This window comes from Phormidium sp. FACHB-592, from assembly GCF_014695795.1.
Classification (GTDB): Bacteria; Cyanobacteriota; Cyanobacteriia; order Leptolyngbyales; family Leptolyngbyaceae; genus Stenomitos.
The window spans coordinates 116,286-138,737 of record NZ_JACJOZ010000086.1 but is presented as its reverse complement, the minus strand read 5'-3'; the positions used below and the strand labels follow the sequence as shown (position 1 = coordinate 138,737).

The following is a 22,452-nucleotide window of genomic DNA, read 5'->3' as shown; positions in this document are numbered from 1 at the left end:
CGGAGGCTATCCGGTGTCGATTAAGCTGGTTTTCACCCTTTGAGCGGTTCAAGTGACAAGAGAGCCTCTGCCGCAAACAAAAGGCCAAAGTACTACAGAGCATGAATGGTGCCAGCAGAGCAAACTGACTGCGGTTGCACTTTCAAGGAATTAGTGTTCAATAGAAGATTGAGGGCTAGTAAAAAGGTACTAGATTGCCACCCTCTAGCGAAAACCATCAACATCAAGAGGCAGCAGCAGAGATTAACCTATGACTGAAGCACAGCTCTATGCTCTTTTGGATGCCTGTGGGCAAAAGGTGTCCAACAACTTTCAAAGATTCGTTGACCAATGCATTAGGAAGGTTTCCGCGGGGACAGCAGTACTTCAATCAATGGGCATGATGGCTGTCGCCAAGTTGTCTTTCATCAATGAGGCATGGTTGAAGCGGCATCAAGAAGCGTGTTGAAGTTGACGCTGTGGAAGCGAACACCTGCTTTAGCCGTTGCTAGTTCACGTGCAATGATTACCCACGGGGCACTGGTGAGATAGCTTTGATCGACTTTGGAGAGCAGTAGTGTTGTCGTGATAGCCACAGACTGATAGGTATCTCGTCAAGTCTGCTCAAACACCTTCTCAAACATCTTTGTAATCACCAAACGACAGCAGGTCGCAGACTAAGTCTTCCAAACAAAGGGGTGAAACCGATGGGACAAATTTTTCTCTGGGCTGGGCAAGGAAGCCCCATTGATAGCGACATTGATACAGCCTTCTTAGCACGGCTACATAACCAAAGCGCTAGAGCGCTAAAAGGGCAAGGCTTTTCGGTGCTCGAAGTGCCGGTGGGACTGAGTTTGCCCAAGGCGATCGCCTGGATTAATGTCCGAGCCCGACCGGGAGCGGTCGCCTTAGCGCTCGAAACCGCTACCTTCCCCAGCGCTAAGGTGCGAGGCACCAGCGTTTTTTATACCGCGAACAACACGGAGCGCTGTACTCAAGCCGAGCAAGTGTTGCGCTCGGTGGTGCAGCACTTGCCATCCCTGGTCAGCCGCGGAGTGCAACCCGATACGGACACGGCAACCGGTCGCTTGGCTTTCGCTCGCGAGGTCAACATTCCGTCGCTCGTCTTAAGTCTCGGCTTTGTTACCAATCTTACAGACCGGTTGCTTCTGCTGGAACGCCCCAATGAATTAGCGCACGGCATTTTCCAGGGTTTGTTGCATTGGAGCCGCCGCTTAACCGAGCGGGGCAACAGGTTGCCCTTTGCGCCGCTGAGTCTCTACATTAATGAACAAAGGTACGGCGAACAGGGCATCCTGGTCGAAGGTGATGCCTACGTGCCTGCCGATGTGCTTGACCACTGTGCCATTGCTCTGCCCCGGGCGACGACACCAGGATGGCTCCACTACGGTGGTATCACTTATATCCGTGCGATCGAACTGCGCGAAGCCGGCGTGTTTGTGCGCTGGGAGGCTGAGACGAAGACAGCACGGCTGCAGACGCTGATGTCCTTTCAGCCGGGGGCGTTGGGTGACATCATCGGTCCTGGCTACCTTTTACCGTCAGACTATGAAGCATTTCTGCAACAGGTTAACCCCGGAGGGTTGCAACAGTTTCCCGACATCACTCAACTTTATCAAGCAGAAGCGGCGACCGAAGGCGTTAATCCTGACGTCGCCTTTGCGCAAGCCTTGTTAGAAACCTACTTCTTTGGCTTTAGCAGTTTGTTGTCACCGATTCAAAACAATTTTGGCGGTCTCGGTGCCACCAGTGGCAGTCACGCCTTTGCTAGCTTCCCGAGTGCCCAAATTGGAGTTCGCGCCCATATTCAACACCTGAAAGCCTATGCCAATGAGGAACCATTAGTGCAGGCAGTGGTTGATCCACGTTTTTCCTTTGTCACCCGAGGTGTGGCTCCCAGAGTGGAGCAACTCAGTCGGCGGTGGTCAGCCGAGGCTGACTATGGCGACAAGATTCTCGCCATGCTCAGACGTTTGTATGGGGCTGCCGGTCTACTCTAGTGGCGCGATTACCTATATCAAGTCTTCCTCTGCCAGTTCAAACTGAGAACGAGTTTCTCATGGCACCTATGCCTCAAATAACGGCGAAGGCATGGGGTAAGCCATTCCTTAAAGCCTCAGCCACTAAGGCATTAATTTGAGCGTTGCTCCTTGTACGACAAAAACACTCTTTGCTGAACCACCGCTTTCAGTTGTTTACAGTCTCGATGACAACCGTACACCTTTATTGCTGCAGATGGGCATGATGACCAAGGGAGATGCTTGTGCCAGACTCGATGAGGCAAGCGACTAAATTTTCTTATGAGTGCTACGCAAGCGACGCCAGAGCAGGGACAACTGGTGAGAGTCCGGCAGCGACAGTATGTGGTGACGGCTGTCCGTCAAACCATGCTGCCCACCAGTCCCCTCCTGCGGCAAGCGACACCGCCGCAAAGTCTAGTTTTGCTCTCCTCGATTGAGGATGATGGGTTAGGAGAAGAGCTACAGGTGATTTGGGAGCTAGAGCCTGGGACGCAGGTTTATGAGCGGGTAGAGTTACCGCAACCCACTGGCTTTGATAATCCGGCCCGACTCGATGCCTTTTTGGATGCCGTGCGCTGGGGTACGGCGTCTTCGGCAGATATTCGCACACTGCAAGCGCCCTTTCGCAGTGGGATTGATATTGAGGATTACCAGCTTGACCCAGTGGTACGGGCCATTCAAATGCCCCGGGTTAACTTGCTGATTGCAGATGATGTGGGGCTGGGGAAAACGATCGAAGCTGGGTTGGTCGCCCAAGAATTAATCATTCGCCATCGTTGTCGCCGGATGCTCATTGTCTGTCCGTCTGCGTTGCAAGTGCAGTGGCGCGACCAGATGCGGGATAAGTTTGGGTTAGAGTTTCGGCTTGTCGATAGTACGTTGATGAAGTCACTGCGGCGGCAGCGCGGCATTCATGTGAATCCCTGGGTGCACTTCCCTCGGCTCATTACCTCGATCGATTTTCTCAAGCGCGATCGCCCCCTACGGCTGTTTCGAGAAGTGCTACCAGCCGAAGGGGAATCGCTCTATCCCCGCCGGTTTGATCTCTTAATCGTTGATGAAGCCCACAACGTGGCACCTTCAGGTAGTGGGCAGTATGCGATCGACTCACAGCGAACGGCGACTATTCGCCTGTTGGTGCCACACTTTGAACACAAGCTCTTTCTCACTGCTACCCCTCATAACGGCTATCCCGAAAGCTTTACAGCCTTGCTCGAACTGTTGGATGCTCAGCGGTTTGCGAGAGGGGTCGAACCTGATCGCAACCAACTGCAAGTGGTGATGGTACGACGCTTGAAGCAGGAGATGAAAAATTGGGATGATTCGCCCATGTTTCCGGAACGGAAGTTAGCGGCGATCGCGGTGGATTATCCTCAAGCAGAACGTCAAGCCCATGCTTCTCTGAAGCGGTATACCGAACTGCGAACAAAAGGCGCTCATGACAACCTGGAAAAGTACGCCACGGAGTTTGTCTTAAAGCTGCTCAAGAAACGGCTATTTTCCTGTCCACAGGCATTCCTGACAACCCTGACGCAACACGAGGAGTCGTTAACGACCGCGCGTCGTCGTCAAGCCACTAGCCTATCTGCGAAACCAACCGAAGGGCTGTTGCGGCGACAGCTAGAGCAGGTGGAAGAAGAATTTGCCGACGATGCGGTGTATGAAGCGGTGACAGATGAGTCAATCAGTCACACCAGCCGTCTGTTTCGGACACTGGCACCAGAAGAACAGGACTTGCTGCGAGCCATGCTTCAGTGGGCGGAAGGGGCAGCTCGACAGCCCGACGCTAAGGCAACCCAACTGCTCGACTGGATCAACGCCACCATTCGTCCTAAAGGGCAGTGGTCAAACGAGCGCGTGATTATCTTTACCGAGTATCGGGCCACGCAGAAATGGCTCCATAACCTGCTGGCAGCCGAGGGGCTAGTGCAGGGCGATCGTCTGCTGACGCTTTATGGTGGGATGAACTCGGACGATCGTGAAGCGGTGAAAGCAGCCTTTCAAACCCACCCCGATGTGTCTCCAGTACGGATTTTGCTCGCGACTGATGCGGCTTCGGAAGGTTTGGATTTGCAAAACTTCTGTTCGCGGCTGATTCACTACGAAATTCCCTGGAATCCCAACCGGATGGAGCAGCGGAATGGGCGGATTGACCGTCATGGGCAGCGAGCGTCCGAAGTACTGATTTATCATTTTGTGGGCAAGGGTTATCAGGAGCAGGCTACGAGTGGGATTCGTCCTGGTGCTTTGGAGGGGGATTTAGAGTTCCTGATGCGGGCGGCGCTCAAGGTGAACAACATTCGGGAAGACCTGGGCAAAGTTGGTCCGGTGATTGCGGCCCAGGTGGAGGAGGCAATGTTGGGGCGACGGGTGACACTGGATACCGCCAGGGCGGAGCAAGAATCGGCACCAGTGCGACGAATGCTCAAGTTTGAACGCAAGGTACGAGAGCAAATTGAGAAGCTGCGCGAGCAGTTACAGGAAACGCGGCAAAACCTGCGGCTGACGCCAGAAAATGTCGAAGCAGTCGTGCGAATTGGCTTGGAGTTAGCGGATCAACCCCCCTTAATCGCTGCAACGGTTGAGGGGGTAAAGGGTCCAGTCTTTCATTTGCCCCCACTGAAAAGTAGCTGGGCTGTCTGCGCTGAGGGGTTAGAGCATCCTCACACTAAAGCAATGCGTCCGATCGTCTTTGATGCTGATGCAGCCCATGGACGCGATGATGTGGTGCTGGCACACCTGAATCACCGTTTGGTGCAGATGTGTTTACGGTTGTTGCGGGCAGAGGTCTGGTCTACAGAAGGCAGGAAGCAACTGCATCGAGTGGCTGCCAGAGTGGTGTCCTCGAAGGCAGGGTTAGAGACTCCGGCAGTAGTGGCATATGGGCGGCTGGTGCTGCTGGGGAGCGACCAGCAACGACTGCATGAAGAGGTGATTACGGCGGGTGGAGTGTTGAAGGAAGGACGCTTTAGCCGTTTGGGTGTGATGCCGCTACAGGCGGCGTTAGGGGCAGTGTCTGCTGATGCCGTGCCCATAGCGATGCAACAGAAGTTGGCGGAGCGGTGGGATAAGTACGCCGAGCCACTGCTGCAGGCACTAACAGTGCGGCAGGGCGAGCGAACCACCAGCCTGCAACGGGATTTGCAGAACCGGGCAGAGAAAGAGATGGCGGACATCACAGCTATCCTCACTGAATTGCAAACAAGCATTCTCAAAGAGTTAGATGAACCGCAGGTGGAGCAATTGACGCTCTTTAGTACGCCTGAGCGAGAGCAGTTTGAGCGGAATATGAACAGCCTTAAAGCCAGAGCCGCCCAGATTCCACAGGAAATTGAGCAAGAAACGGCTCTCATCCGAAAGCGGTTTGCAAACCCAACGGCACGACTGTTTCCCCTGGCAGTCATGTTCTTGGTGCCGCAGAAACTTATTCGCCCCTAGTAGGCTAGAAACGCTCGCTTTTTATTCCATAGTGATGACTTCATGCAAAAAACTCACGCTTTCGCGATCCTGGCTCCGGTGCCAGAGGAGCATTTGCTTTCTGGGTTAGAGGCGATCGCCGCTCAACTTGATGCCGATGAACTGCCACCAGATCATGTGCCCAAAGTAGCCTTTGGCAGCATGGACTTTGAAGTCTTTGGGGCAGCCGAAAAGCTGAGGGATGGTCAAGCGATCGAGGTCTTGATCTATGCCTCTCACGCCAAAGGCGACCAACCCTTGAACCCACAGATGACTTGGCATGGACTGTATGTAGGATCTGTAGGGTCTCGTCGCGGTCGCTATCCCGGTAAAGGGCTTTATCGACCGAAATCGACCGCCACCGATAGTCCAAACTGGGCTGTGTTTTGGGAGGTTCAGGGGTTGGAACCCCTCAAAACACCCGTTCCGATCGGCAGCTTGCGAGGGAAGGATAAGAAGACGAATTATCAGGCTCGATTTCTTCCAGAAGGTCCAGTCTTGATTGAATTTCCCTGATCGCGGTGGTGAGCTGATCTCAAGCACAACGAAAAACAACCATGAAAATCGCGACCTATAATCTTCGGTGTGGCGGCAAAGCCAACCAGCCTGTCCACTGGACTCAGCTTTTTGAGGCGGCAAACCCAGACATCTTTCTGGTGCAAGAGACCTGTTCCCCTGAACAATACGTGACCAGCCGTTTTTGGGAGGGTCATCAACAGCAGGTGCAGTGGGCAAAAGTGGGGACTAATGCGTGGGGCAGTGCCGTGTTCGTGCGATCGGGCACCGTCAGCCGCATTCCTGTAGCGGATTTTGAGGGGTGCGTTGTGGGTGTGGAAGTGGAGGGCTTTGCCGGGTCAGCGAACCAAGGACGAAAGCTCCGCATCTTCAGCCTCCATGCGCCTGCACCGTATAAACCCTCAGTCAATCGGATACTCGACTGGATTGGGAGTCTTCCCGATGACAGTGATCTGATCATTGGGGGTGACTTTAACCTGACAGTGGGAGTGCGTCATCCTGATGAAAAGCAACAAGATCAGGATTTGTGGTTGCTGGAGCGACTGCGAAAAGAGTTTGGCTTGATCAGCTGCTGGCAAGCCGCGAACCCCAACCGCAATCTGCCTCAGACGTTGCGTTGGAGTCAAGACAAGGCAACGCCCTACCACTGCGATGGCATCTTTGTGCCGGCTGCCTGGTATCGCTATCTGGATCACTGTGAGGTGCTGGCTTCACCCCTGTGGGAGGAGTTGAGTGACCATAATCCAGTGGTGTCAAGCTTTGCCCCAGGGCAGGACAACGATAATTTTTCTCCCAAGCTTGCGGCAGGACACACTGAGCAAGGAAATAAAGTCGTGTATTGAGATCTATAAAGTAGAGGGTCTTCTGGGCACCTTGTAGAGGTCTACCTTTTACACCAACCATTATGGGTATCCAACCAACTTTTCCTGATACGCTTCGCGCACTGAGCATCGCGGGTCCATATGCTTATCGGATTGCGACTGGGGAGAAACAGTCTGAAGGACGAAGCTGGTCTACGCGCTTTCGAGGTCTTGTCCTGCTGCACGTTTCAACCGGAAAAGACTTTGGAGAACCACAATCTAAAGAAATGGTTTCAGCCATTATTGGTGCTGCAGAGATGTATGACTGCATTCCGAGTGAAAGCCACGATGGTCATTATCATCACCTGATGAAAAACCCGATTCTGTTTAAGCAATACATCCCAAACGTCTCTGGGGCACGGAACTACTGGTCACCTAAAACGCCAGAGCACATCAAAGCGTTTAATCAGGCATGGCAACAGATCGAGGTGCAGCAGCCCCATGCCGTTTTCAAAATCCATTACAAGGATGGGATTATCAGTGTTTCAAACTCCCGGACATCGAACTACTTTCAGGTGAAGGATGCTGGAGTCTGGCAAACGCTTGCACCACGTCTTCAGGGTGAGGAGATTGCCTTGACGAAGCTGGAATATGCCGATCTCTACCGTAGCCGTCTCGCTTAATTACCGCCTTTACTTATGTCTATTGCCCGTCATCACGCTGAATGGTTGTCGCTGGTTGAAGCATCGGGCCCGTTTCTGAGCTTGCCTGTGCTGCTCAAGGCGTTTCCAGCAGGGTTGGATGCCCATGAGCCGGAGCAGTTGAAGCTGTTGCGATCGGCATACGAAGAATGGCAGGACAACCAGTTTGGGTTGAAGCCGGAGCCAGCGATTCACAGGGCGTGGGTGGAGTTTGTGCTGAAGCAAACGCTGGAGTTGCCGGAGGACGTGTTGCGGAGTGGGCAGCAACTGCCACCGGGGTTGAGTGTGGCTGTTGCCGAACAAAACGAAACCTTGCGCCCGGACTGGGTAGTGGTGAATCCGGCAGGGACAGCGGATGGGGGGAAGCCCCGGATGCTGGTGCAGCTTGTGCCATCAGGGCAGGCTTTAGAGAAGCCCTTGAAGGGATCACGATGGGCGGCGAGTCCGGCGACGCGGATGATGGAGTTGCTGCATGCCTGCAATGTGCGGTTGGGGTTAGTGACGAATGGCGAACACTGGATGTTGGTGAATGCGCCGAAGGGAGAGACAACGGGGTTTATCTCCTGGTACAGCATTCTGTGGGTAGAGGAGCATCTGACGCTGCGGGCGTTTCGGAGTTTGTTGGTGGCGCGGCGGTTCTTTGGGGTCGAGGACTCCCAGACGCTGGAGGCTTTGCTGAGCCAGAGCGTAGCGGATCAGCAGGAAGTGACCGACCAGTTGGGCTATCAGGTGCGACGGGCGGTGGAGGTGCTGGTGCAGGCGATCGCCCGTCTCGACCAGGATCAAAATGGAGCTTTGCTGAAGGACATTGCTGAGTCCCAGATTTATGAGGCAGCTCTGACAGTGATGATGCGACTGGTGTTTCTCTTCTGTGCAGAGGATCGGGGGTTGCTGCTGTTGGGCGACCCGATGTATGACCAGCATTATGCAGTGTCTACGTTGCGGGAGCAGTTGCGATCGCACGCGGATCTGCATGGGGAAGAGGTGTTGGAGCGCCGATCGGATGCCTGGTGTCGCTTGTTGGCAACCTTTCGGGCAGTGTATGGCGGCATCTTTCACGATACGTTGCAGCTTCCAGCCTATGGTGGCAGTTTGTTTGACCCTGATCGCTTTCCGTTTCTGGAGGGGCGTGGGCAGGGGACGCATTGGCAGGAAGCGAGTGCTGACCCGCTGCGGATCAATAACCGGATTGTGTTGCACTTGCTAGAGGCGTTGCAAATCCTCCAAATTCGGGTGCCGGGCGGTGGCGTGGAGCCGCGTCGGTTGTCATTTCGGGCGTTGGATATTGAGCAGATTGGGCATGTCTACGAGGGCTTGCTGGATCATACGGCAGTGCGAGCAACTTCGACCGTGTTGGGCTTGGTGGGCACACGCTATGAAGAACCAGAGGTGGCACTGGCAGCGTTAGAGCGGTTCCAGGCGCAAGGTGAAGAAGCTTTGCTGGCGTGGTTGAAAGAGCAGACGGGACGATCGCTCTCCGCCTTGAAGAAAGCCTTGGGTGCGGAGCTTGAGCCACGCGATCAACAACGCTTGCGGACGGCTTGCAACAATGACTCAGCACTGTTCGATCGCGTCCTTCCCTTCGCTGGGTTAATTCGGCAGGATACGCTGGGCTACCCGGTGGTGATTTCGGCAGGGGCTGTGTATATGACGGAAGGGGTCGATCGCCGTCAGTCTGGGACGCACTACACGCCGCGCAATCTGACCGAGGAGATTGTGCAGTATACGCTGGAGCCGTTGGTGTATGAGGGTGTGGCAGAGGGCAAGCCAAAGGAAGAGTGGCGGTTGCGATCGGCAGCGGCATTGCTGCAACTGAAGATCTGCGATATGGCGATGGGCAGTGGGGCGTTTTTGGTGCAGACCTGTCGCTATCTGGCTGGAAAGCTGGTAGAGGCGTGGCAGCAGGCGGAGGCAGAGCATCCGGGGCAGGTGGTGATTGCGCCAGAGGGTACGCTGTCGGGGGCACGTCCAGAGGAGTGTCCGATTCCGAAAGATGCTGATGAGCGGTTGGCGGTGGCACGACGCATTGTGGCGGATCGCTGTCTTTACGGAGTCGATAAAAACCCGTTAGCGGTAGAGATGGCGAAGTTGTCGCTGTGGCTGGTAACGCTGGCGAAGGGGCGACCGTTTACGTTTGTCGATCATGCGCTGAAGTGGGGCGATTCGCTGTTGGGGATTACCAGACCAGAGCAAATCGAGTTTTTGAAACTGAATCCTGAAAAGGAAGCAGTACAACTGAGAACGGTGTCCGATCGCTGGAAACCCTTTGTGCAACGAGCGATCGCCAAGCGGCAAGAGCTAGAAAACTTTAGTGTGTCGGATATTGCCGATATTCAGAAGAAAAAACAGCTAAACCGGGAGGCGGAAGCAGCGATCGCCCATGTGCGGCATGTGGGTGATTTTTTGGTGGCGGAAGCATTGGCGCAGGTAGGCAAAACCTCTGACCTGACGGATGAGGAAATTCAGGTGTTGGCGGAGGTGGTGATTGAGGCGTTGGATGAACCCGATGCTGAGAAGCGAAACCGGGAGATTGCCGCGATTCTGGCAAAGACGGAACGCATGATGAATCTGGGCAACCCAGAGAGACAACGTCGAAAACCGTTTCACTGGCTGCTGGAGTTCCCTGAAGTATTCTTACAGGAAGATTCAGCGAAGGGATTTTCGGCAATTGTGGGGAATCCACCATTTTTAGGCGGTTCTATGATTACAGGTATTCTCGGTACCGAATATCGTGACCTTTTAGTAGAATCAATCGCTTACGGGAAACGCGGTCGTTCGGATTTGAGTGCATACTTCTTTTTGAGATCTTATTCTTTGCTATCAGCAGGAAGTACCTTTGGTTTAATTGCAACTAACACTATTGCCCAAGGTGATACTCGTGAAGTTGGTTTGGAGCAGTTAGCAGTTCAAGGAGGAGTTATATTCCGGGCTGTTCCAAGTCGAAAATGGATTGGCACAGCTAGCCTTGAGGTTGCACATATTTGGATATACAAAGGGAATTGGAGTACAACTGCCGTGCTAGAAGAGGTTGTTGTACCTTCTATTACTCCTTACTTAACGGTTCCAAGTAAAGCTTCTGGCAAACCTTATCGATTGTATAGAAATGCTGGCATATCTTTCGAAGGTTCAAAACCTACAGGTATGGGGTTTGTTCTAGAACCGGAAGAGGCATATGCTCTGATAAAAAAGAATCCCAAAAATAAGGATGTTCTTTTTCCTTATTTAAACGCTGAGGATTTGAACTCACATCCTGAACAATCACCTAGCCGTTGGATTATTAACTTTTTTGATTGGGCACTAAATCCTGAACAGGATGACCCTAAAAATCCAAAGGGTGAGCCTTATGTAAGCAGCTATCCAGACTGTTTAAAGATTACAGAGGAAAAAGTAAAACCTGAACGCACTCGGAGGAATGAGAAAGGAGACTTTGTTTTACGAAAACCTTTGCCTGAGAAATGGTGGATCTATGGAGAGAAAAGACCTGCTCTCTATTCAACAATAAAGAGTATGGAAAAGGTCTTAATTATTCCTCGTGTTAGCAAATTCTTAAATATATCTTTCTCTAAATCAGATTTGGTAATTAATGATCGGATTACAGTCATTGCTTTAGAGGAATTTGCCAATTTTGCAACTCTCCAAGCAAGTATTCATCAAACTTGGACACTGGTATATCAAACCACCCTTGAAACTAGAGGATTGTATACTCCCTCTGACTGCTTAGAAACCTTCCCCTTCCCCACACCCGATCCCTCAGACCTCAGCACACAGTTCCCAACCCTTAACACGATCGGCGAAACCTACTACACCCATCGTCAGGCAGTCATGCGCGAACGGCAGGAAGGACTCACCAAAACCTACAACCGCTTCCATAACGCCAGTGAGATGGCAGATGATATTCAGACATTGCGAGAGTTGCATGTTGAGATGGATCAGGCAGTGGCGGCTGCTTACGGTTGGCAAGACCTCGACTTGGGGCACGGTTTTCATCAGACGAAGCAGGGCGATCGATTCACCATCAGCGAAACGGCAAGACAGGAAGTGCTCGATCGGCTCTTGGAGTTAAACCATCAGCGCTACGCCGAAGAAGTCGCCCACGGTTTGCATGATAAAAAAGGTAAGAGTAAAAGCACCAAAGGTAAATCCAGCAAAAAGCAACAGTCAAACACCGAATTTGGGAATGATCAACTTAGCTTGTTATAAAGGAGCCAATACAGCATGGCTAGATGATCTATAGCTCGTATAGACCCGCATCATCAGGAGAGGTACTGCTTTCAAGCTATTTACTGTTGCAAGAGTACAACGAATAAAACGAATAAATTACTTTATAAAGAGCATCAATAGGTTTCTCTGTTCACCTAGTTCAATGCCACCAACCCAACTTATCGGCTAATAGCCGTGAAGACTTATGACTAATTATGGTGCCATACACACTGCTCGAAGCGATATTAACAACATTAGACATACTTTGCTTTTAAGCGAACGGCAGAAAACCAGTTTGATGTTTATCTTAAAAGAAATTGTACAAAATGCAGATGACTGTAAGTCAACAAGATTGGGAATTGGTTATTCACAGGGCTTGCCCCAAGCAATACATCCTTTACTTCGCGACCCTGCTATTATTGCTGTCAATAATGGTCCCTTCTCAAAACGGGATGCTAAAAGTATTAGAGGTATTGGTTTAAGTGCGAAAGAGAACGATAGCTCTGCTGTGGGTAAGTTCGGCTTAGGCCTAAAAACAGTCTTTTTAATTTGTGAGGCATTTTTTTACTTAACTGAGTCATACGAAGAGGGCATTGAATCAGGTTCAATCTTAAACTTATGGTTCACAAAGGATGAAGGCGATGTTCCACGCTCAACTTGGGATGACATAGAGTTTATAGAAGAAGATCAAAGACTCATTGCTGCAGAACGACAGCGTCTTCAATTAGATAATGGGTTTACCCTCTGGTTACCACTTCGACGCAAAGAACATTGCCAGCGAGGAGGGTATACTGCCCCAATTATTGAGAAATATCCAGGCGAAGGTGATGACCAAACTCAGTTCATTCAGGAGTTTCAGGGAAAGTTAGCCAACGAATTAGCAGAGTTGATGCCGTTATTGAAGCATTTACAGAGGATTGAACTCTTTGACGGCGAACGCTTACAGCAGTTAAGCCTGCAAGAAGGATCCAAACAATGTTTGAAGCAGCTTCATGAAAGACCTGAAGATCGTTCGTTAAGAGGAACTATTCAACGCAATGGCTCTGAAGCCTCTACCTATTTCGGTTGTCAAGACCTCCTAAAAGAAGCAAGTCTTCAATCTCTTAAAGAACAAGATAAGTGGCCAACTAATATCCCCCTCATAGGTCCACCTGAAAAACAGAAAGCAGAGCCTCATTGTGCTGTTGTTCTGCATTCATCACCTACAAAAGAACGCGGCAAATTATCGATTCGATGGGCTGTATTTTTACCAACAGCAGAAATGCCTGATGGAGAACCTTCAGAGGTACTAAGTCTTGAGGAAAGGAATACTGAGTCCGAAAACTATGTCTTAACACTACATGGGTTCTTTTTTTTGCAGAGCGATCGACGTCGCATTTTAAATTGGTCTAAAAACCACCAAGAAAACACTGTTTTACAAGAATGGAATCGAGTTCTGGCAGAGCAGGGAACCCTACGGCTCCTACTACAGACTTTAGAAGATTTCGCACGCCAGCGATCGCCTAACTCTGTCAAAGCATTGACTAATGCTTTACTTAAATCAAAGCTTTGGAGCAGCTACTGCCAGCATATTTGTGCAGAGGGCTCTTGGCTCTGCAAAATCAACTTTGGTCATTCCAGCCAATTAGCTTGGTGTTTTATCCCAAACCAGGAGCAACCCTTAACTATTCCGGAGTCCACCGTCGAACTACTGCCCGAGATTTTTCCAAATCTAAGCCAGGTTTGCCAAAGTGGAACTGTAACCTTGAAAGAGTGGCCTAGATTAACCAAAACCAATAATACGGCTACATGGAAAACCACTGATATTATCAAACTTCTGCAAGGGCGGTTCTCATCTGCATCAGATATTTGTGCAAACAATAGGCAAGTTAAGGTTCTGAATGACTTTCTTGATCATGCTGTTCCCCGGTGGTCATCTAACACTCCTGAAACGTCCGCCATTACTGACGCTTTAAGAGTATTTCTGAAGAGTGCTTTCTCAACACCCAACTTTCAAGCTGCCGATACCCTACACACCCTGATTGATAAACTTCCGGCAGAGCAAGTCCTCCGAATACCAAATGGTTTATCTAAAGGATTAAAGCAAAAACTGTTGCAGTTAGAAACCTCGTGCCTGATTATCCCTAATGATCTGAGACCTGCGAAGCAAACGGTGCTTTTAGAGTCCGATGCCTATTGGATTTTAGTGACACTGATGAGTGAAGTTAAAAACTCACAGGATGTTAGGTCATTTGTAAACTCAGTTATATCTATGATGGCTTCACGTCAATCCGAATATTGGCAGAAAATCGGTCAATTGGATTTGTTTGAAGTTTCAATAATCAGCAATAGCAAAAAAATTCGAGAATTTCATTCTCGTTCTTGGTTAGAAGAAGCTAAAGAAAGTTACAGGCTATTCAAATATGCTACCTCTTCAGAAGACGAACCGCTTGCTAAAATAGTAGCCTGTGCCTTAAAAGACCCTATTTATTTTGGTTTTAGCCATTTTATTGAGCTACCACAGTGTAATGCCAATAATGTCATAACTTTAGTCAAAACAAAGCCAGCACTACATGCCTTACCAGAATCTCGTCAAGCATTAGTTCAAGAAATCGCACACTCTATTGCCCCCAGCAATCGAGGAGCCTTACGCTATTTGCTACATGCTGATCCGAATCATTTTGATGATGTTCGTGATCCACTGTACGGAAGTCCTAATCAAACAGCTAATGTAAATACACTTTGGTCTAAAGTTCTTAAACATATTATTGAGCCTATCCAACACTGGCGATTTATCGATAATAAATTGCTAGAAGTTTTAGCTCCTCAACAGTGCCAAGTAGTTGGTATAACTAATGTTGATGCAAAGGGTGTTGAGCAAGAGTTAAATCGTATTGCTACTTCTGGTACACCCCTTAATTCTCTAAAGTGGAATGATTTTAGCTGGGAGGAATGTGAACAGTTGATTCACAACTTATCTTCCGAAATTAGTAGCCAGTTAAGAATTCATGAGCCCGTAGACGTAATACATGGCTCTTCACGAGTTGTTATCGATAAACATACCTATCTGCAAGGAGATAGTAACGACTTTCAGCTAGAACCATCTTTAGCTCAGAGATTAGAAATTACATTGCTGCGCCGTAGTAGCCGTATTGAGGTAGCTGAGAGTCAATTGAGACTTAAGCCCCCGATTAACGCTGCAACGCTGATTGAGCACTATCTGTTGCAACCTGAGAACAACCCAAAGGAGCACTGGTCTGTGATCATGAATGCTCTTAGCTATGCACCAGCAGAATGTAGCAAGCTAGAAGAACTACGCCAGGTTGATTGGTTACCAATGCAATCAGGAAAATGTTGTGCTCCTGAAGACGTCATTCATCTCCCGGTTATTCAGGAGGATGTGCAGCAGTTATGTCGGGAATCTGACCAGATGTACGTTGCATCTCAAGATCTTTTACAGGATCTGAAGAAACATCAGGCATTCAATTCTCTACAGCGACTGTTTCCAGTTTGGGAAAAAGCCTTGAAGATGTTGGGAGAAATGTTGCTGTTATCGGAGAATAATTCCTATAGTATTGGCACTTTAGCGACTACACTGACCACGAATAAGAATGTCCGTCAGCAATGGCTGGACTCCTTCGGGGAACTTCCAAGTCATATCATGCCTGCAAGGCATTTATTAGCAAAATTGAGCGAACGTAGTGTCAGCGAAGCAAACCAATTATTTGAGATACTGGCACAACCATTAGATGCTGCTAGATTGATTGAAACTCTCAACGCTCTGGCTCACCAGCACAGCATCGTTCGTAATAGCAGTGAGTTGTGTTCAGCTTTACTTCAAACATATCAACAGTACTTAGGAATAGCTAGCCAGAGCATTGAGTGGACAGGTATATTCTCACAAATTCAACTCCTTAGCCAATCGGGTGAGTGGAAGAGCGCCCATCAACTATGCCATGGCGCTACCAATATTGATCCAAGTGATATTCTATACTCTAACCTCGCTGACGTTATCAGTCATCAAATCAAGCGAGCGAATTCAGAAAGTAGTGAATCCCAATCAGAATCTAGTGGAACAAAAAAATTGGGGGAAGATAACTTTTCAAGTGAGGCTCTAAAGAACAGCTATGAGTTATTACGCGAGTATTTTAAGCATTGGCCGCGCCGCACGAATAATGCAGTTGGTATTCTGGTTCGGATTTTAGGCGGTCAAAGTGAGTTGAAAGAACTTTCCAAGCTGTATTTCCCGAGGGTTGACTATTTCTTAGAGCAACTTAATCTACATGATGATGAAGAATTTGAAGAGGAGGAGCCAGAAAACGACGAGTTTGAGGATGATGCAATTGATTTTCTGCTAACCGAAATTGAGAAGACCAGATTTTTTGTTAACAGGCATCACGGCGAGCGAATTCAAGTCATAAGCCTAACTGGAGAAGCATTGCAGGCTCACCTGCTTGACGAAGGTGACGCAGAGAGCTTAATTGTTGGTAATATTCAGAGAATATACGTAGACTCGATTCCGCACATCCAGTTTTCATTGCGTCAGCCTACTTCTTTAGAAAATATCTCTTTGCTGAAGCTAGTTAAGCAGAGCTTCAAAATTGTCTTGGAAGAATGCTATGGATATAATGCAGTTAATCTCGATCATTTCTGGAGAGAGCTAGAAGCTGAAGCTCCTCCTGATATTCGTGAAACTCAAAACACCCTTTTGAATGATGCAATCGCCAGTCTTCGCAGTCAGCTAAGGTTAGAGCAAAACAGTACTATCAAGCAGCTTATTCATAAGCACTTTGAATTACAGAGACAACGAAATAATTTATTGGATCTACAAGAGAAGTATCCGGATCGAAAACGTAAATATGCCATTGATATCCAGAAGATTGATGCAGCTTTACAAGAACTAAAGAAGCAAATTCGTGATGATCTCATCAACGACAACGAAACTCAAAGGGTGTTTTTGACGAGCGTGAAGCAGAAGATTGAGAATGCTAATTATGATAAGTACTCAATCCTCTTTGAACTATTTCAGAATGCCGATGATGCTTGCTGGGAGTTACAAAAGATGGGGCACCCTCAAGTCTCAAAACAGTTTTCAGTTAGTCTAAAAAATAACTCATTGTGCATCGCACACTGGGGGCGATCTATTGGTCAGTATCAGTTCAATGGACAGGACTTCAGCGATCGTGGTTATCGCGATGATTTACTAAAAATACTGTTACTGAATTTTTCTGATAAGGCAGAGGGAGTAACAGGCAAATTTGGGCTGGGTTTTAAGAGTGTGTTTTTGCTTACAAGCAAGCCTCGGATTGTGAGCGATCGTATTGGGTTCGATGTTATTGGTGGCATTTATCCCAAAGAGTTATCAGACAATGAGTTTCAAGAAACAGCTAATCAATTAGGAGAGAACAAAGAGGGAACGATTGTTAAACTTACTGTCAATGAATTGGAAGCACGGTCGGTAGTTGAACGATTTGCTGAGTGCGCACCTTTACTTGGGGCTTTCTCTCGCTGGCTTCGAGAGTTCAAAATACGGATTAAGGATAGCAAGCATAACTGGAACTGGAGTGAACAATCCCTCAATGGGTCTCCTAATATCTATCTAGGCAAGATGGAGTCCAAATCCAGTTCATCTCTACAAGCACTGTTACTTGGTAAACCTGAAAGACGTTGTCTCATTCCAATTAATTCATCTGGAGCTATACCTTTATCCCCCAGTTATCCAACTTTCTGGGTTACAGCCCCTACAAGAATGCACTTAAAAGTTGGTTTCGCTATTAACGGCCCTTTCCGTTTAGATGTTGGGCGATCGCAGTTAGATTTGAGTGGTGGAGGCAAACAATTTAACGAAGAGCTTGCGAAGGAAATGGGGCGTGAGTTTGGTCAGGCTCTCACTAATCTATACCAGCTCGATGATGTAAAACTTTGCCAAGCTCTCAATCTTGCTACAGGTACAACACGGTTAGCATTTTGGACAAGCATTTGGGACATCTTAAGTGACCAGTTGGCTAACCAGAGCTTTAGTGATAAAAGTATTGACTTACTCCATCAAATGTTTTGGTCAGAAAAGGGGGGAATGCGACTTTTCTATGCTAACTGCAATGCTTTACCAACGAAGTTGCCAAGAGGTGCTGGACAATTTAACTGTCTGACTCAACTAGAAAATATTCGCTGGGCTGTAGATGGTGTCCTTAATTCCAATGAGGCTATATTGACACAAGTTTTAAGCTGGCCAGCCCTAGTGGAAGGACAGCTTAAAATTCTTCCCGGACAGATTGTATCGTATAAAGTTGCTGAGGTTCTGAAGAAGCTTACAGGGCAAGGAAAATCGGTTGAATATTTAGATTTACTGACAGTTCTACAATGGCAGCTTGCCCGTATAGTTTCCCCAGAAGTTTCACTGATTGTCGAGCAATCAATCAACCAGGTCTCTTTAAACAAACTGCCCCCCTCGGAGGCACGTTCTATCCAGGAGTTTTTGAGAACTGTACAGTTTCAAAGCCGGGATAAAAATAGGGCTACTGCACAAAATCTCCTAGTTGTCGAATCTTCGCCTACAGGATCAGAAGAATCCCAGCTTTCTCTATTTGCTCCTGCCTCTGCCCTACTAGCTGAAGATTATGAATGCGGATCTTTGGACTTGTTTTATGTATGTCGGACTGATGATCTCTCACTAGTCTCTATTTCTGTTGAAATACGTGGAAAGTGGGTATTAGAGGCTTCTGTTGATGCCCATAAGTTTTGCGTTCAATACCTAGTTAACAGTAAACACCGTGACAAACTAATTGACTGGCTTAAAGACAAACTTAGAAATAGCTGGCTAGCATATCTCCCATTAAAGCGAAAAACTTCAGAGCAGGAATACGGAGTCCACTCTGTTTTATTTGATGCACTGCTATATAGCTTGGGATTACTAGTCTCATCTAGTGAAAACGATATAGATTTTGAAGCCATAGACATCGATAAAGACAGTGATTCTGATAAGCATAAACGGACAGTATCACCGCCTTCTCCAAGTATAAAAGATGTTTTATCAAATATTTTGAAATGGTGGTCAGAAGAACACAATCGTCTAATCCCAAAGTACGAAAAGAATCTTTATCCGCGCATTGACCTCAAGTTGAGGCAGAACAATTACAACGATTCCAACTTCTCCAGAAACCGTTGGCTAATTTTATTCATGCTAGGAGCTTTGCATACAATGGGGCGCACTAATCATGAACAGCATCGTACCTTTCTACAACACTGTGAGGATTGGGGATGGCTAGATGTTATGGTTGCTGGTGAAGTAAACGAGGCCAAATGGATCAATTTACTTGATAGGTATTTTACATCTCCACGCGTGGGCGATCGCCTTCAGTACTACCAATGGGTACGTTATTATCCTGCTTTTTATGCGTTCTCTAAATGGTTGGATGCATATCGCGACAGCTTGTTAGCAACTAATGATCTGAATGCATATCTAGGCATCAGTCAAACTCAACTTCGGAAGCCAATCGATTTAGTTCTAAATCCTCAACAAAATCCAGCACTACAAGGCACTGGTATAGGGCAAGGAGCACCACCAGTAGGTAGTATTTTAGGAATTGGTTCTACGTTTATAGTTCGCGAGTTAGTACGCGGTGGAATATTGTCGAATCCAGGAATGCGCCCTTATGCCTATGTACCATCTCGACGGGTACGAGCAATGCTGTTTGCAATTGGTTGTAGCGATGTCAGGGGTGACAGCAGAAGGACAGCTGTAGAGAACTCGATGAGTATCCACAATTTTTTAGTTGAACACCTGGGTAAAGAGGATGCCACCTACTTTGGTGACTACGATTTGCCTTTTCTAATGCTTCAGGATGAACCAAAGAATATTCAAGAGAAGTTATTAGGCAGGATCCCTGTGCCGCAAGAACCTTCGGAATCGGAGGAGGATGTATTCAACTGGGTAAAACATAGTAACTCTCAAGGTACAGCAGGCGATTTTGTTACGCTTGCAAATGGAGTAGTAATTCCACGATCGTATATGGGTTGATATGGCATTTGAAACAGGTGATTTTGTAAATCATGCTACATTCGGTTCTGGTGAAGTCATCCTAGACCGAGGTGCAACGGTTATCGTTCGATTTGAGCATGGCATTGAGGAATGTGAGTTCACATCGATCAACAGTTCATTAACTCTCCCACAAGTTATTGAAGCAGGAAACTGGCAAGCTTCCCTTCCGGTAATTTTGCGTGGTTTGGCCGCAACTATTGACTCTCTCAACGATCGCTGGAGCGTTTTCTCCCGTTCACGAGTCAAGTTACTTCCCCACCAGCTTTGGGTATGTCGCAAGGTTTTAGAGCGTTGGCCATTTCGTTGGTTGATTGCGGATGATGTCGGTTTAGGAAAGACTATTGAGGCGGGGTTGATTCTTTGGCCTCTTATTTCTCGGAAAATTGTACGACGGGTTCTAATACTTACTCCCGCTTCATTAGTTGAGCAGTGGGTAATACGCTTGCGCGAGATGTTTGATTTACGCTTCACTCCTTATACAACTGAAGCTGATACACCTCACAGTGGTTTCTGGGAGACTCATAATCAGGTAGTAGCTTCCTTACAAACTCTCCGTGATGACCGACGTGGACGGCACGAGCGACTTCTGGCTTCACCCGCTTGGGATTTAGTTATTGTTGATGAAGCCCATCATCTTAACGCTGATGAAGCCAGTGGCACGACCCTTAGCTTTCGTCTAGTGCAGAAGTTAAGCGAGTTTGAAAAGCTTAAGTCGTTAATCTTTTTTACAGGTACACCCCACCGAGGCAAAGACTACAGTTTTTTGTCCTTATTAAAACTACTACGATCTGATCTTTTTGAAGATCCGAAACAACCGCTGGAAATATATTTGCCAGCATTGCGAGAAGTCATGATTCGTAACAACAAACAGAATGTTACGGATTTACATGGATCTTTGCTATTTAATGGTGTGGAAACTCAGGCTGCAACGTATCATTACTCACTTCAGGAAACTGAATTTTATGACACCTTAACCCAATTTATTTTGGCTGGTTATACCTATGCATCATCATTGGATGGGTTTGAAGGGCGTGCTGTAAATTTAGTGCTTTCAGCATTGCAAAAGCTAGCATCAAGCTCAGTTGCAGCAGTACGGGCAGCATTAAAAAAGCGGCTTCAAAGTTTAAAGTCGCAACAGAAAGAGTTAGATCAACTCAAGGTCTTACGACAGCAACTAAAGACACTCCTCAATCAGATGGATACAAGCGATCATTCTGATGATGATGTTGCAGCTTTGGATGAACGTATTGTTGAACTTTCAGTCTCTTTATCTTTGATGGAAAATGAGGAGGAGTACCTTGTAAAACTGGTTGACCTCTCCGCTACCATTACTTCTGAAACTCGTATTCATCGTATCCTGGAGTTGCTAAAGGGACGTTTTGCTGGACGACCAGTACTTTTTTTCACAGAATATAAGGCCACTCAATCCTTACTAATCAACGCCCTAATTCAGAATTATGGTGAAACTGCTGTTACGTTTATTAATGGTGATCAGGAAGTTCGTAATGTCAATGGTGAAATCCTACGCTGTCAGAGAGAAAGGGCTATTAAGCTATTCAATACAGGTGAAGCTCGATTTCTAGTATCTACAGAAGCTGCTGGTGAAGGGGTAGACCTACAGCAGAACTGTCATACACTGATTCATGTTGATCTTCCTTGGAACCCAATGCGGCTCCATCAGCGAGTTGGTCGTCTGTATCGCTATGGCCAGATTCATAAAGTTGAGGTGGTGACGCTTCGCAATCCTGATACTATCGAGGCAGTTATTTGGGAACGCCTCGAAGAAAAGATGCAACGTATTCAGCTTGCTCTCAGTGGCGTTATGGAGGAGAGCGAGGATCTTTTTCCAATAGTATTAGGAATGACAGCACCTTCTGTTTGGGCAGAATTATTCTCCGAAGCTGCAACAGTTCCTAAAGATACTTTGAATTCTTGGTTCGACACCAAAACCAGCCGTTTCGGAGGGCAGGATGCTCTGAAAACTGTGCGTGAACTGGTTGGGCATTGTGCAAGCTTTGATTACCGAGAATTAGCCGGGCAACTGTTAGAGGTTGATTTACCTGCATTACGTCCTTTCTTCACAGGAATGTTGATGTATAACCACCGTCAATCCAAACTTACAGAGGATGGTTTGGCTTTTCGTACACCTGAAGCTTGGACTGGGATTGGAATTAAGCCCAATTATAGTGGTTTAGTATTTGATCGTAATTTCAAAGGTAATGATGCTGAACAGCGCATTTTAGGGATAGGGCATCCACTATTAGGTCGAGCGCTTGAGCAGGCACGTGCACTAGAAGAGTCAGCAGCATTACTGCCATCTGAGCTTCTACCTAACCCACTTATCTTGCTGAGCATTACTGATCGGGTAACTGAAAGTAGTGGCTCAATCCGTGCGGTTATTGTTGGAGTGGAGTTTGCGGATAGTCCAATACTACGTCATGATTATGAGATTATAAGTCACTTGAATTCGTTAATAAAACCAGTTTTGAGACGAACTGAACCTGGTGACAGCGAGACAATTCCAATAACAATATTGCAAAACTGGTTACTTGAAGCTGAACAATTGGTTGCTAGTAATACCGCTGATCTAGACTTGCCATTCCGAGTGCTAGATATCAAGCCTTTAGTACTTTTGTATCCTGAAAGTTTGCTTACGAAGGATCTGCTGGAATCGAAGGGGTGCATCTCAGTCTTGTAAGACTAACTTGGATATGATTGGCTTGTACGATTTTCCTGACATA

At 47.7% G+C, this 22,452-nt stretch carries 9 protein-coding genes; 8 read left to right on the top strand and 1 reads right to left on the bottom strand.

Going from position 1 to position 22,452, the window contains the following annotated elements:
• Positions 1-407: 407 nt before the first annotated feature.
• Entirely contained in the window at positions 408-575 is a 168-nt protein-coding gene (locus H6F86_RS24540; protein WP_190452202.1) for a hypothetical protein, read from the bottom strand.
• Between the two features lie 111 nt (positions 576-686).
• Here H6F86_RS24540 and H6F86_RS24535 point away from each other — a divergent pair, with 111 nt between their 5' ends.
• From H6F86_RS24535 to H6F86_RS24500, 8 genes are all read left to right on the top strand, one after another.
• Positions 687-2,000, top strand: a complete 1,314-nt coding sequence (locus H6F86_RS24535; RefSeq protein ID WP_190452200.1) for a glucosaminidase domain-containing protein — start codon at positions 687-689, stop codon at positions 1,998-2,000.
• A gap of 300 nt (positions 2,001-2,300) precedes the next feature.
• Complete coding sequence (drmD, locus tag H6F86_RS24530; protein WP_190452198.1) at positions 2,301-5,459, top strand: DISARM system SNF2-like helicase DrmD; 3,159 nt, start codon at positions 2,301-2,303, stop codon at positions 5,457-5,459.
• A gap of 42 nt (positions 5,460-5,501) precedes the next feature.
• Entirely contained in the window at positions 5,502-5,993 is a 492-nt protein-coding gene (locus H6F86_RS24525) for a hypothetical protein (protein ID WP_190452196.1), read from the top strand.
• 41 nt (positions 5,994-6,034) lie between these two features.
• The gene (locus tag H6F86_RS24520) at positions 6,035-6,835 is read left to right on the top strand and encodes an endonuclease/exonuclease/phosphatase family protein (protein WP_190452194.1); all 801 of its coding nucleotides are present in this window, start codon (positions 6,035-6,037) and stop codon (positions 6,833-6,835) included.
• A gap of 62 nt (positions 6,836-6,897) precedes the next feature.
• Positions 6,898-7,476, top strand: coding sequence for a hypothetical protein (locus H6F86_RS24515; RefSeq protein ID WP_199305476.1), 579 nt, complete (start codon positions 6,898-6,900; stop codon positions 7,474-7,476).
• Between the two features lie 15 nt (positions 7,477-7,491).
• Positions 7,492-11,694 (top strand): type IIL restriction-modification enzyme MmeI, encoded by a 4,203-nt coding sequence (locus H6F86_RS24510; RefSeq protein ID WP_190452192.1) that lies wholly within the window; start codon positions 7,492-7,494, stop codon positions 11,692-11,694.
• 205 nt (positions 11,695-11,899) lie between these two features.
• Positions 11,900-19,690 (top strand): hypothetical protein, encoded by a 7,791-nt coding sequence (locus H6F86_RS24505; protein ID WP_190452190.1) that lies wholly within the window; start codon positions 11,900-11,902, stop codon positions 19,688-19,690.
• 1 nt (position 19,691) lies between these two features.
• Complete coding sequence (locus H6F86_RS24500) at positions 19,692-22,409, top strand: DEAD/DEAH box helicase (RefSeq protein ID WP_190452188.1); 2,718 nt, start codon at positions 19,692-19,694, stop codon at positions 22,407-22,409.
• Positions 22,410-22,452 lie beyond the last annotated feature (43 nt).

Coding starts and splice junctions, on each gene's coding strand:
- H6F86_RS24505 (WP_190452190.1), top strand. CDS start 11,900: ATGACTAATTATGGTGCCATACACACTGCTCGAAGCGATATTAACAAC.
- drmD (WP_190452198.1), top strand. CDS start 2,301: ATGAGTGCTACGCAAGCGACGCCAGAGCAGGGACAACTGGTGAGAGTC.
- H6F86_RS24510 (WP_190452192.1), top strand. CDS start 7,492: ATGTCTATTGCCCGTCATCACGCTGAATGGTTGTCGCTGGTTGAAGCA.
- H6F86_RS24535 (WP_190452200.1), top strand. CDS start 687: ATGGGACAAATTTTTCTCTGGGCTGGGCAAGGAAGCCCCATTGATAGC.
- H6F86_RS24525 (WP_190452196.1), top strand. CDS start 5,502: ATGCAAAAAACTCACGCTTTCGCGATCCTGGCTCCGGTGCCAGAGGAG.
- H6F86_RS24500 (WP_190452188.1), top strand. CDS start 19,692: ATGGCATTTGAAACAGGTGATTTTGTAAATCATGCTACATTCGGTTCT.
- H6F86_RS24520 (WP_190452194.1), top strand. CDS start 6,035: ATGAAAATCGCGACCTATAATCTTCGGTGTGGCGGCAAAGCCAACCAG.
- H6F86_RS24515 (WP_199305476.1), top strand. CDS start 6,898: ATGGGTATCCAACCAACTTTTCCTGATACGCTTCGCGCACTGAGCATC.